The organism is Sphingobium xenophagum NBRC 107872 (genome assembly GCF_000367345.1).
In the GTDB taxonomy this organism is placed as follows: domain Bacteria; phylum Pseudomonadota; class Alphaproteobacteria; order Sphingomonadales; family Sphingomonadaceae; genus Sphingobium; species Sphingobium xenophagum.
Genome location: NZ_BARE01000049.1, coordinates 21,268 through 31,925 on the forward strand (window position 1 = coordinate 21,268; position 10,658 = coordinate 31,925).

Genomic DNA, 10,658 nt, shown 5'->3' on the forward strand with positions numbered 1-10,658 from the left:
AAACCATGACGATGTGCCGAATAGCCGAAGCTACCTTCGTGTAGAGCCGGATGCGCTTCTTATCATAGAGCGCGACGTGGAAGAGGGCCGTGCCGCGCCAACTCACACGGATATTGATATGCCACTTGCCGTCCTGTCGCTGGCACACATGAACATCTGTTATGCTCCCCCCTTGCGGGCGTTGGGTGGTTAACTCCCGTTCAAGGATAAGCGCCAGTTCCATTCGGTCCCTATGAATAAGCGATTTTATACGTTTTCGCTGGTGACTTGCGCCCCTTCGCGATAATCACCAACGGTAAGCGGCAATGCGTAGGAGTGTCCAGCCATGCCCCAACGAGACGCGGCACACATAGATCAAGAGGCCGATCGAGTCGTTCGCCAACTCGCGGGGAAGTGGCATGGCGACTACGCCCTATGCCGATGCCCCGCCCACGCGGACAGCACCGCCAGCTTGACGGTGCGCGTTGGCGACCGCGCCGTCCTTTTCCACTGTTTCGCGGGCTGCACGCCCGACAGCATCATGACCGCGCTGCGGTCCGGCAAGATCATCGCGCCGATCGACCACGACCCGGGCCAGCGCAGGCCCGCCAAATCCGATTTCAAGAAGCTGGCGCTTTCAATCTGGCGCTTTGCCGATCCGATCGCCGGCACCCTCGCCGAACGGTATCTGCGCTCGCGCGCGATCATCCCTACGGGCGTGACCGCGCGATTTGATGCCAAGTGCCAGTTCGGAGGCGGCGAGGAAAAGGCGTTCGCGCCGGCGCTGATCGTTCCGATCGAGGAAGACGCCGGCGTTGTCGCCATCCATCGGACCTTTCTCAACGCCACAGGCACCGGCAAGGCCGAGATCCAAGAGCCTAAGCGGATGCTTGGCAACCCCGGCTCCGGCGCGGTCCGATGGGGCGGCATACCCGCCGATGGCGTCCTTCGACTAGCCGAAGGCGTCGAGGACGCGGCGAGCGTCATGAATTTGCTCGAGCCAGGTCTATTCGTGTGGCCGGTCCTTGGGATCGAGCGCTACCAGACAATTTCCATCCCCGAGAGTATCAAGCGCGTCGTGATATACAGCCAGCACGGGGCCGAGGCTTCGCGCGCGATAGAGCGCGCTACGCCCCGGCTGACGGCCAACGGCCGACGGCTTCTCGTCAAGAAGCCGCCCCATGCCGGCGATTGGAACGACCTTCTCAGGGAGATCCGCCGCCTATGAAACTCTTCCCCGGCGTGCCGCAGTACCAGCGGATCATGATGGCGGGCGCTTTCGTAGCGGTCGCGGTTTTCTCGCTTTCGCAGCAGAGAGAGCGAGTTCAACAGATCGGCAAGATGACGCTCAAGGATGAGCGGACACAAGTGATCGATGGCGATACAGTCGGGGTCCGAGGCTCAGCGGTGCGAATCGTCGGTATTGATGCGCCGGATGATGATCTGCCCCATCTGAAAAGCGTGTCGTCGCAGGTTTTGGCGAATCTCGTAGCCCGCGACGGTGGCCTAGATTGCTCGACAACCGTGTTTGACTTCACTCTTCGGCGTGAAAACCAGTGTCGAACTGACCCGGAGAGTTACGGGCGGCTAAATCTCGCGTGTCGGTTCAAGAGGAACAGTGCGAGCGTGGCGGCAACGATGGTCGCGCAAGGTTACGCTGTCGATTGGCGCGAGTTTTCGGGCGGCGCGTATGTCGAATTGATGCAGAAAGCGGCGAGTCAAAGGGCCGGACTTTGGGGCGTTGACTACGAAGGGATGCGCCAACTGGCGGTGCGACGGGCGACAATTCCCAAGAACTGCCAAGTCGATACGATCAGGAAGTGAGTGGCGGGGGTTGCCTTCGGCCCGGGCTCTACTCCGCCCCGCTGCGCGCGGCTCCGCGGAACCCCGCGATGCGGGTTTCCGCCCTTCGGGTGACGATCAGCCTAACCTACAATGGTCCGCCCCTACGGGGCGGGCGTAGTTTTGTTGGAGGATGCGACCATGCCCGCAGCTAGATCCCCTGCCGCCCAGCTCGCCGGCACATGGATCATGGCCGCAGCGCTGCCGATCGCGGCCGTACTGACGGGCCGTTTGATCGCCTACTATCCTCAGCTCTTGCCGAACCGGCTCCCCGGCCTGGTCATCCACGAACTTGCACCCGGCCTACTGCTCGCGCTCGCGATCGGCGCCGGCCTCGCGCTAACCGCGCACACGGCCAAGCCGCCTCGCTTCGCCATACGGCTCGCAATCCTGCTCATGGTCGCTCTGGCTACCGGCGTCGCCTCGCTGCTCTACGAGTTCGGGCACGTCCTCTACCCCTGATCGAATGACCCTCCGGGGCTTTCCCTTCCGCGTCTCCCGCTTCGCGTGAGCGATCGGGGCGGCGATGCCGCCACGTCCTTTGTCGTGATCTAGGGGCCTGTTCCGGCCCCCTGGCGCAAGGGCTAGACCGTCTCGGCCGCAAGCGGCCTCCCTTGGCGATCATGCGGGTTTCCCCGCCCTTCCTTCGCTGCGCTCCGTGCAGGGCGGGTGATCCCCCTCCCGCATGATCGGCCCTCGCTGCGCCATTCCCCGGCCCACTTCGCCAGCGGGCAGAAGTCGATGGCGCACCATCGCCTTCGGCTCGATTTTAGGAAGGAACGGAACATGGCACGGAACACCAGCAAGGCCCGCAAGACCGCCACCACCCCGGCGCGGATCGACGTTTACGAGGAAGTCACCAACCAGATTGTTGCGCTGCTAGAGGCAGGCACCCGCCCTTGGTCCCCCCGTTGGGCATCGGGCGCGGCATCGCTTCCGCTTCGCCATGAGGGCACCGCCTATCGCGGGATCAATATCCTGTTGCTTTGGTCCGCAGCCATGACGCGCGGTTATACGAACCCGCACTGGATGACCTACCGGCAAGCGCACGAGCTGGGCGGACAGGTCAGGAAGGGCGAGAAGGGCAATCTTGTCGTTCATGCCGGAACCTTCACCCCGAAGGATGGCGAGACGGGCGAGCCGATCACCGACAGCGAGGGCGAGGAAACGAGCCGCGCCTATCTGAAGCGCTATGTCGTTTTCAACGTCGAGCAGATCGACGGCTTGGACATGAGCAAATTCCCTGCCCCGCAGGTCGAGATTAAGAACCGCGACGACCGCGACTCCGAGCTTGATGCAGCGTTTTCGCGCTGGCCCGTTCCCTACCGTGAGAGCGGCAGCAGCGCCTATTATCACCCCGTTGCCGACAGCATCACCATGCCCGCCTTTGCCGAGTTTGTGAGCGGCAACGCCTTCTATGCGACCCTCGCACATGAGGCGATCCACAGCACCGGCCACACGACCCGGCTAAACCGTGAAACCCTCTACGAATACGGCAAGAGCAAGGAAATCCGGGCCGCCGAGGAACTGATTGCCGAGATCGGCGCGGCCATGCTTTGCGCACAGCTTGGCATGGAGCCGACCGAGCGCGAGGACCACGCCGCCTATGTTGCGTCCTGGCTCAAGGCCCTTCGCGACGACAAGCGCGCGATTTTCCGCGCAGCGACCGCAGCACAGGCCGCAAGCGAACTGATCCTGTCCCACATGGCAGCGCCCGCAATGGCCCGCGCCGCCTGATCGAGCGAGGGCGGCGCATCAGCGCCGCCCTTCCCTTCCCGCTTCCCGAAGGATCGAGCGATGTCCAAGAATCCCCCGAAGATCGAACTTAGCTGGCGCGATGAAAATTACGGCTCCGTTTGTGCCGTCGCCGCCTTCCGCAACTATGCCGGCACACTGGATTGGAGCGACCGCACCCACCAGCGGTTTCGCGGATGCCTGAAACGCGCCGGTTTCGAGTTTCATCAAGGCCGTTGCAGCTACATCGCCACGCGCGGCGAAGGCGAGGACCGGCAGCGCGATCTATACGACGAGCTCGCGCGCGCCGGTTTCCAGATCGAGCGCGGCGACGTGCGCGGCTCCGACCCGCAGCCATGACCGAGCCGCGCCCCATCGGCCACAACAACGGGCCGCCGCTGGACGACGAGCGCCCAGCGGCGGCCGAGACGCCGCGCCTGCCCTATGATGCCGCGTGCGCCCGCTGCGCCCACTGGACGCCGCCCAGCGAGCGGGAGGAATCCGACTATCGCGCATGGACGGGCGGCTATGGCCGTCGCGTGAAAGAGCCGAGCGGCCATTGCTTCCGCGTGCTGCACCGCCCCGGAGGCCCGACCGCCTTTGCTGGCACAATGGGCCGAAGCCGTTGCTTCAATTTCGAGGCCAAGGCAGACCCGGAACCAGACCGTCGCAGCGGGCGCGGCTTTGTCACCATCTGGCAAGGCGACAAGATCCTTTGGCAAGGGACCGAGGGCGAGGAACCGGCGCAGTTCCGGCAACAGGAGTTAGACCTATGACCCAACAACCAGAGCGCAGGCCCGCAATTCGCGCCGTGAGCTTCGATGATGCCGGCGCGGCGATCACCCGCCTGATCGTCGTGGCGGGGTCCGACACCGGCCAGTCCGCCCGCGTGGCCGACTTCCTGCTGGCGTGGTGGAACGGCGACGACAACGGCCATTTCCCAATCCTCCACCTGTGCAACTGCGACGCGACCATTTCGGAGGATATGCTGATCGTCATGGCGTATCTGGCGCAGGAGCCGACCGTCTATCCCGATGCGTGGGGCTTTCGCGACGCGATGACCGCCCTTGTAGAACAATGGCGCGCGTCATGATCGTGCTGCGCACCGCCATCGACTTCATCACCGGCCTGCCCGTTGATCGCGACACACGGCGCGCACGGCTTCTCGCGGCGCGGCGCAAGCCCATCGGGAGCATTACTCGGCGCGGCATCCTCACCGGCCATTGGGATCGCGGCAGCGTCGTGGGCGCGTTCCGAAACGGGCGCGGCAGCTTCATCGACCAGTAAGGGCGACGGACGCTCCCAGGAGCGGCGCAGCTTGTGGCGCAGATGCCCTCCCCCGGAGGCCCATCAGCGCGGGGAACACCAAGGGCTGCTGCCCTTTCGTTCCCGAAGGAAAATAGACAGCCCCGTGTTGTCCGCCAAGCGCGGCACCCGACGCCTTATAGGCGTCGGCCGCGCTAGGGCGGCCTGCCCGCACCAGGCCATCGATTTTCCTCCTCCCTCCCCGTCCCGCTCCTCGCCGGAGAGGCAGAAGCCGATTGCCGCAGCAAGCGGCTTTCAGCCTCGAAAGGAAAGGAAGGACAATGGCTTACACGCGATACAAGGGCGACCCCTACTGGACCCGCGCCAAGACCAGCGGGACGAGCGCCGATGGCATCCCCTTCAAGAAGGGCGAGCGGGTTTTCTTCTACCCGCGCAGCGGCACGACCTACGCCGGTGACGGCGCATCGCGAGCATCGGCCGAGTTCGACGAACTGGCGGCTTTGGAGGGCTGACCCTCCCCCGATCCCCCCGACCACAACGCAGATTCAGGAGTTTTCACAATGGCTATCATCACCGCAAAACTGTCGCAGCTTCGCCTTTCGCCGCTCAATCAGCGCCGCGTGAAGCCCGCAGCCATCGAGTCTATGGCCGACGACATCGCCGCACACGGCCTGTTGCAGAACCTTGTCGCCTATGAGGAAGACGGTCTGTTTTGGGTGTTCGCAGGAGGCCGACGCTATCGCGGTCTCAAGGAACTGGCGAAGCGCAAGACGATCAAGAATAGCGACCCTTTCCCCGTCGAGGTTCGGACCAAGGAAGAAGCTGTCGAGCTTTCGCTTGCCGAGAACTTCCAGCGCGAGGACATGCACCCCGCCGACAGTATCCGGGCTTTTGCCGCCCTTCGCGATACCGGCATGGACGTGGACGAGATCGCGGCGCGTTTCGGGCAGGCAGTCAGCTTCGTCTATAAGATGCTTCGCCTTTCTGCGCTCAATCCTGCCCTGATCGACATTCTCGCCAAGGATCAGTTGACCCTTGAGGCAGCGAAGGCGCTCACCCTCACCGATGACCACGACCAGCAGCTAAAGGTGTTCAAGGCATCGAACGGCCACGCTCACACGATCCGGCGGATGCTGACCACGGAGAAGGTGACGACCGAGAGCGGCGCGTTCCTGTTCGTCGGGCGCGAAGCCTACGAGGCGAAGGGCGGGACGATCACCGTTGACCTGTTTTCGCAGGGCGACGAGGGCTTTGCCGATCAGCCCGAGATTGTGCAGGAGTTGGCGGAAGAGAAGCTAGACGCCCTTGCGGACGAGTATCGCGCAGCCGGTTGGTTCGAGGTAAGCGCGACCCTAGATCAGCCTTACGACCTCTACACCAAGGGCTATCTCTATCAGAGCGAGCGCGAGCCGACCGAGGCGGAAGCCGCCCGCATGGCCGAAATCGACACCGAGATTGAAGCCATTGCCGAGGCCGAAGGCGAAGACAGCGACCGCATCGAGCCGCTTAGCGACGAGCGGGACGCGATCACCGCCGCGCTGCGCATCTACACGCCCGAGCAGAAAGCTATCGGGGGCGTGGCGCTGTGGGTTTCGCGCGACGGTTCGCTAGGCCAGCGCGTCTATCGGGCGAAGGCCGAGCCGAAGGCGAACGGATCGGCCACGAACGGTCCCGCTCCGCTCTATGGCAACAGCCTGTTTGCGGACCTCACCCGCATCAAGACGCAGATCGTGCAGGAGGCCGTCGCCAGCAATCCGGCGCTGGCGCTGGACGTGCTGCTAGACAGCCTTGCAGGGCAGTTGCTGCATGGTGCCCGCAGCTACCAGATGGCCGTTGAGGTTCAGGCCAAGACGGTTGCGACGGACGTTCCCGACGAGTTCATGGCGACCAGCGATGTTCGCCCCGTTGAGGAAACGATGGCAACGCGCTTCGCTTCGCTCCCCATCGAGGGCCGGTTTGACGCGATCCGCAGCATGGACGGCGACGACAAAATGGCGTTGCTTGCCGGTCTGGTGGCGATGATGGTGGACGGCACCGTTTTTGCTGGCGGCTCCCCCGGCGAGCGGCACCACCACTTTGAGCAGATCGCGAAGGCGGCAGAGGTGGACGTGGCGGCGCGTTGGGCGGCTCCCATCGCGGTCTTTGACCGGATGAAGCGCCCTGCCCTTGTCGCCCTTCTCCGCGAACAGGTTGGCGATGCCAGCGCCGACAATTGCGCGACGATCAAGAAGAAGGCTGACCTTGCCGTCAACGTGTCCGAACGGCTCCCGGCGAAGTGGCTTCCCGCACCGATGATCGTCGGCGCGTTCGATCAGGCCGAGCGCCCCGAGCTGGACGAGGCCGACGCGGACAGCATCGAGGAAGACGCCGAAATGGCGTGACTAGTGATCGGGGGTTCGGTGTTAATCGGACCCCCTTTCCCCTTCACCGTCGCGGCCAGGACAACCCCCGTCGCCCCGGCGCGACGCCCACGCTGCGCATGACCGTCGCGCCCGCGGCCCCTTCGAGCCCGCGCGCGCCGCTCGCCGGAGTCGAGCGGCGCGGAGTCGACTACGATCTATCGGCGGGTTTTGTCGTCAGGAACGCATCGGGGAAGGCCAGCCTCCCGAACGCTATCAGCAGAACATAGGGACCGGCGATCAGCGCCCCCACCTCGCCGGCGTAGAACCGGGTTCCGAACGTCGCGTCGATGTAGAAGCCGATCGCGCTACCGGCGATCATGAGCGCTGCGAGCGCGACGTGAACGGGGAACGGCAAGGTCATAACCGGCACTCCACAGTCCAGGCCGCTATACACTCGACAGCGGCCGACGAGAAGACGGACCGCCTGTTCGGCGGGCTCTATTTGTTAGGGCAGTCCGTCAGTGTCTTCCTATCGTGAGGGCCGGCGCGAGCCGCCTCAAGGATCGACGGTCCCCCCCAATTTGCTGCGCAAATCGGCTCCCCCATCGCCCGCTTACACGGCCGCTTCGCGGTCCCTGACCCAGCTCGCGCCGACCCTCCCCTGGCTTTGCCAATCACGGCAACAAGGAGGATTTCATGTCTAGCCATCGCATCTTCGCTCAACTCGCATTCGAGCGCGCGCTTGGTCACGCCGCTATCAAGGCGCTGGACCAGGCCATCATCGATCGCGACCATTTCGTGAGCGCGACCACATGGCCGAACGACACGCTTTTCACCGATCGGCCCGACGCCGAAGTGGCGACCATGCGGGCCGAGCTGTTCCATCAACCGCAGATCGTCGAGCTGATCGAGAAGGCGCTTGCCGATCGACAGAACCCCGGCTGACGCCGGGAGGGGCGGCCGAAAGGCCGCCCCTGCCCTGTTTCGTTTGATCGCAGATAAGCGGGCAGCGTGGCGCAGCAAGGCGGCCCGCGCGCCGCGCGAGATCCTTTGCCGATCGGCGCACCGCGCGCGCAGCGCGCCGATCGAGGGGAACACCAAGGGCTCCTGCCCTTTCGTTCCCGAACGACAATCGACCGCCCGTGTAATCTGCCAAGGCCGGTGAGCCCGACGCCCAAGGGCGCCGACCGGCCTAGGGCAGCTCGCCCGCGCCAGCGGTAGATTCTCGCCCTCCCTCCCCATCCCGTTCCTCGCCGGAACGGCAGAGCCGCAGGCCATAGCCATGCGGCCCATGCCACTAGGAGGAAGAACCATGACCAACGATCCGGCCCAGCGCACGGAGGCGACCCGGAGGCTCAACGAGCAAGCGCGGAGCAACCCCGGCATCGCGTGCCGCGCCAACATTACCATCGGCTTTCAGTCGCTATCGGATGCCGACAGGATCGGCGCGCTTTCACAGATCATCGCCTTTGCCAACTTCACCGAAGAGAACGACCCTCACGGCGAGCAAGACTTTGGGGCCGTCTATCGTTTGGCGTCAGGGGAATGGACCCAGCAGCGCCCGCAAGACGACACCGCCATTTCGGAAACTGTCTTCTGGAAAATCGACTATTACGACAATGCACTCGAATTTGGCAGCGATACCCCTTGGGACGCATCGAAGACCACGCGCGTTATGACGATAATGCTTGCGAGCGAATACTAAAGGCCCCTCCGACCTTGCCGGTTCGTGTCGTAATATGTCCGCGCGAGACGATCCGGTTCAGGTTTGAGACAAGCGATTTGTTGTTAATTCGCCACACATCCGTTATGGTTGCACCCAAAGGGGACGCAAGATGGCACAGGTCGATATCGAGGCGCTGAGAGCGCAGATCAGGGCGATGGACTACGTTCGGGGCACCCCGGAGGAAGTCGCGCTATGGCGTGAGGACGACCGCGACTCCCGCGCCAATCTGACTATCGAGGGCATGAGGCCCGAGGCAAACGAGGACGAGCTTTTCGCGATGATGATGGACGAGGGCGTTCCCCCCCCGCTCGCCACCAAGATCATCGTCGACCTGCTCCACACGGGAGCGGGGCAGCTAGCCGCCTAGCGGTGGCGGGCAAGATAGACCCCTACGCCTACCCTGGAACCGACGTCCTTCGAAATCGGCTAGGGATCACAGACGGCAAAGAACTGGATCGACGCGAGCGGCTGATAACCCGTGCGCGCGGCAATGAAGCCGCGCGCATGGATTTCCCGCTTACCGCCGACGGCTACCGCGCCCTTCACAAGCATCTGTTTCAAGACCTGTACGAGTGGGCGGGCCAGGACCGGACCGTCAACATCGGCAAACAGGGTAGCCTCTTCGCGCACGCCCCCTATGTCGCCAATGGGCTCAACGCCGTGTTCAAGGAACTCGGCGAAAAGAACAACTTTCGCGGGTTGAACCGAGAAGAGTTTTTCGACCGCCTGGGCCACCACATGAACGAGCTAAACGCCGTTCATCCCTTCCGCGAAGGCAACGGCCGAACCATGCGCCTGCACGCCGCGCAGATCGCGCGTGAGGCAGGCCACCCGATCCGTATCGCGAGCATCGACGAGCGCGCTTGGATGGATGGATCTAGGCACGGGTTCACGACCGGCGACCATCGCGCGCTTAGCGCCGTGCTTTCAGCCGCCGCAATCAGGCGCGATCTTGGGCCGGAACCTCGAACAGGACCGGGGGGGATCGCGTTTTTGCCCGCGCGCGATCCCCCTGCAGGGCAGCGCTACCGCATGACTTTGAACAAGGTGCGCGAGGAATTGGAGAAGCACCTACCCACGGCCCGCGCCGAGGCGGCGGATCGCGTCAGCAAATTGACCAAGGCCGGCGCATCGGCCGACGAGCTTGCCAAGGCGCGGACCGAGCTGGCTTATGTCCGCCACGCCAAGGGGCCGGTCTATCAGTCGCATTTGCTAAGCTATGTCGGATCGCGCGAGGTCGAGGCCGTCATAACGCCCAAGCAGACGCCGCTAGAGCGCGTCAGAGAGATCGGGGCGGCCTTGGCGGTGCAAATCAACATGCAGCAGGGCGCGCAGCTACAGCGCGCTATCAGGGCTCTTGAGCGGCCAATCTTACCACCTGGTCATTCTCCCTCCCACGAACGGCTTGCGGCCGCGTTCCTGAAGAACACGCCCGAGAAGAACGCGGCCGACCCGCGCCTTGCGCCCGCCCAAGCCATCGTTGACGCGGCCATGCAGGCGGCGCGGAGCCGAGGCGACAACGCCCGCGCGATCGACGGAGCCGGCGAGTCGACGCGCAAGGCCGTCGCGGCGGTGATCCGATCCGGCGACCCGCTGGACCCCAACGCACCGGAATTTCGCGGACGCGGCACCGGACAGCCGCAGCCGCCCTCCCCCACCAAGGATAAGGGCCGGGGCCGGTAAGCCGGTCAGCCGTAGGGCGATCGCGTGACATCGGCCGAGGGCCGCAGCCCGCAGCGGCAGCGCAGGCGAAGGATCAGCTTGTAAAT

The 10,658-nt window shown here is 64.3% G+C and carries 15 protein-coding genes; 14 read left to right on the forward strand and 1 reads right to left on the reverse strand.

The window, feature by feature from the left end:
* The first annotated feature begins 457 nt into the window (after window positions 1–457).
* The 10 genes from SX1_RS22935 (at window position 458) to SX1_RS18190 (ending at window position 7,202) form a co-directional block, all read left to right on the forward strand.
* A complete protein-coding gene (locus SX1_RS22935; RefSeq protein ID WP_255209794.1) occupies window positions 458–1,207 on the forward strand; it encodes a DUF7146 domain-containing protein in 750 nt (249 codons plus the stop codon).
* Window positions 1,204–1,803: a thermonuclease family protein gene (locus SX1_RS18150; RefSeq protein ID WP_019054163.1), complete on the forward strand. Its 600-nt coding sequence runs from the start codon at window positions 1,204–1,206 to the stop codon at window positions 1,801–1,803. Before SX1_RS22935 ends, SX1_RS18150 begins: the two co-directional genes overlap by 4 nt.
* A gap of 159 nt (window positions 1,804–1,962) precedes the next feature.
* Window positions 1,963–2,283: a hypothetical protein gene (locus SX1_RS18155; protein ID WP_026149910.1), complete on the forward strand. Its 321-nt coding sequence runs from the start codon at window positions 1,963–1,965 to the stop codon at window positions 2,281–2,283.
* Between the two features lie 324 nt (window positions 2,284–2,607).
* Window positions 2,608–3,558, forward strand: coding sequence for an ArdC family protein (locus SX1_RS18160; protein ID WP_052310923.1), 951 nt, complete (start codon window positions 2,608–2,610; stop codon window positions 3,556–3,558).
* Window positions 3,559–3,618: 60 nt separating this feature from the next.
* Window positions 3,619–3,915, forward strand: coding sequence for a hypothetical protein (locus tag SX1_RS18165; protein ID WP_019054166.1), 297 nt, complete (start codon window positions 3,619–3,621; stop codon window positions 3,913–3,915).
* Window positions 3,912–4,331 (forward strand): hypothetical protein, encoded by a 420-nt coding sequence (locus SX1_RS18170; RefSeq protein WP_019054167.1) that lies wholly within the window; start codon window positions 3,912–3,914, stop codon window positions 4,329–4,331. The genes SX1_RS18165 and SX1_RS18170 overlap by 4 nt, the downstream gene beginning before the upstream one ends.
* Window positions 4,328–4,648, forward strand: coding sequence for a DUF7673 family protein (locus SX1_RS18175; protein WP_026149912.1), 321 nt, complete (start codon window positions 4,328–4,330; stop codon window positions 4,646–4,648). The genes SX1_RS18170 and SX1_RS18175 overlap by 4 nt, the downstream gene beginning before the upstream one ends.
* Complete coding sequence (locus SX1_RS18180; protein ID WP_052310924.1) at window positions 4,645–4,842, forward strand: hypothetical protein; 198 nt, start codon at window positions 4,645–4,647, stop codon at window positions 4,840–4,842. The genes SX1_RS18175 and SX1_RS18180 overlap by 4 nt, the downstream gene beginning before the upstream one ends.
* 299 nt (window positions 4,843–5,141) lie before the next feature.
* Window positions 5,142–5,333 carry a hypothetical protein gene (locus tag SX1_RS18185; RefSeq protein ID WP_019054170.1) on the forward strand — a complete coding sequence of 64 codons (192 nt, stop codon included), beginning with the start codon at window positions 5,142–5,144 and terminating at the stop codon, window positions 5,331–5,333.
* Window positions 5,334–5,381: 48 nt separating this feature from the next.
* On the forward strand, window positions 5,382–7,202 hold the full coding sequence (locus tag SX1_RS18190; RefSeq protein WP_019054171.1) for a ParB/RepB/Spo0J family partition protein: 1,821 nt from the start codon (window positions 5,382–5,384) through the stop codon (window positions 7,200–7,202).
* A gap of 169 nt (window positions 7,203–7,371) precedes the next feature.
* Here the strand turns inward: SX1_RS18190 and SX1_RS24290 are convergent, their stop codons facing one another.
* Window positions 7,372–7,584 (reverse strand): hypothetical protein, encoded by a 213-nt coding sequence (locus SX1_RS24290; protein ID WP_026149913.1) that lies wholly within the window; start codon window positions 7,582–7,584, stop codon window positions 7,372–7,374.
* Between the two features lie 275 nt (window positions 7,585–7,859).
* Between SX1_RS24290 and SX1_RS22940 the strand changes: the two genes are divergently transcribed.
* The 4 genes from SX1_RS22940 to SX1_RS18215 all read left to right on the forward strand — a co-directional run bounded on the left by SX1_RS22940 (window position 7,860) and on the right by SX1_RS18215 (window position 10,572).
* Entirely contained in the window at window positions 7,860–8,108 is a 249-nt protein-coding gene (locus SX1_RS22940) for a hypothetical protein (RefSeq protein WP_019054173.1), read from the forward strand.
* Between the two features lie 367 nt (window positions 8,109–8,475).
* Complete coding sequence (locus tag SX1_RS18205) at window positions 8,476–8,868, forward strand: DUF3768 domain-containing protein (protein ID WP_019054174.1); 393 nt, start codon at window positions 8,476–8,478, stop codon at window positions 8,866–8,868.
* A 130-nt stretch (window positions 8,869–8,998) separates the two neighbouring features.
* Entirely contained in the window at window positions 8,999–9,256 is a 258-nt protein-coding gene (locus tag SX1_RS18210) for a hypothetical protein (protein WP_019054175.1), read from the forward strand.
* A 2-nt stretch (window positions 9,257–9,258) separates the two neighbouring features.
* Window positions 9,259–10,572 (forward strand): Fic/DOC family protein, encoded by a 1,314-nt coding sequence (locus tag SX1_RS18215; protein ID WP_019054176.1) that lies wholly within the window; start codon window positions 9,259–9,261, stop codon window positions 10,570–10,572.
* Window positions 10,573–10,658 lie beyond the last annotated feature (86 nt).

Excerpts from the sequence above, each read along its gene's own strand:
- SX1_RS18180 (WP_052310924.1), top strand. The coding sequence starts at position 4,645 with ATGATCGTGCTGCGCACCGCCATCGACTTCATCACCGGCCTGCCCGTT.
- SX1_RS18165 (WP_019054166.1), top strand. The coding sequence starts at position 3,619 with ATGTCCAAGAATCCCCCGAAGATCGAACTTAGCTGGCGCGATGAAAAT.
- SX1_RS18155 (WP_026149910.1), top strand. The coding sequence starts at position 1,963 with ATGCCCGCAGCTAGATCCCCTGCCGCCCAGCTCGCCGGCACATGGATC.
- SX1_RS18175 (WP_026149912.1), top strand. The coding sequence starts at position 4,328 with ATGACCCAACAACCAGAGCGCAGGCCCGCAATTCGCGCCGTGAGCTTC.
- SX1_RS18190 (WP_019054171.1), top strand. The coding sequence starts at position 5,382 with ATGGCTATCATCACCGCAAAACTGTCGCAGCTTCGCCTTTCGCCGCTC.
- SX1_RS18205 (WP_019054174.1), top strand. The coding sequence starts at position 8,476 with ATGACCAACGATCCGGCCCAGCGCACGGAGGCGACCCGGAGGCTCAAC.
- SX1_RS22940 (WP_019054173.1), top strand. The coding sequence starts at position 7,860 with ATGTCTAGCCATCGCATCTTCGCTCAACTCGCATTCGAGCGCGCGCTT.
- SX1_RS24290 (WP_026149913.1), bottom strand. The coding sequence starts at position 7,584 with ATGACCTTGCCGTTCCCCGTTCACGTCGCGCTCGCAGCGCTCATGATC.
- SX1_RS18210 (WP_019054175.1), top strand. The coding sequence starts at position 8,999 with ATGGCACAGGTCGATATCGAGGCGCTGAGAGCGCAGATCAGGGCGATG.
- SX1_RS18185 (WP_019054170.1), top strand. The coding sequence starts at position 5,142 with ATGGCTTACACGCGATACAAGGGCGACCCCTACTGGACCCGCGCCAAG.
- SX1_RS18170 (WP_019054167.1), top strand. The coding sequence starts at position 3,912 with ATGACCGAGCCGCGCCCCATCGGCCACAACAACGGGCCGCCGCTGGAC.
- SX1_RS18150 (WP_019054163.1), top strand. The coding sequence starts at position 1,204 with ATGAAACTCTTCCCCGGCGTGCCGCAGTACCAGCGGATCATGATGGCG.
- SX1_RS18160 (WP_052310923.1), top strand. The coding sequence starts at position 2,608 with ATGGCACGGAACACCAGCAAGGCCCGCAAGACCGCCACCACCCCGGCG.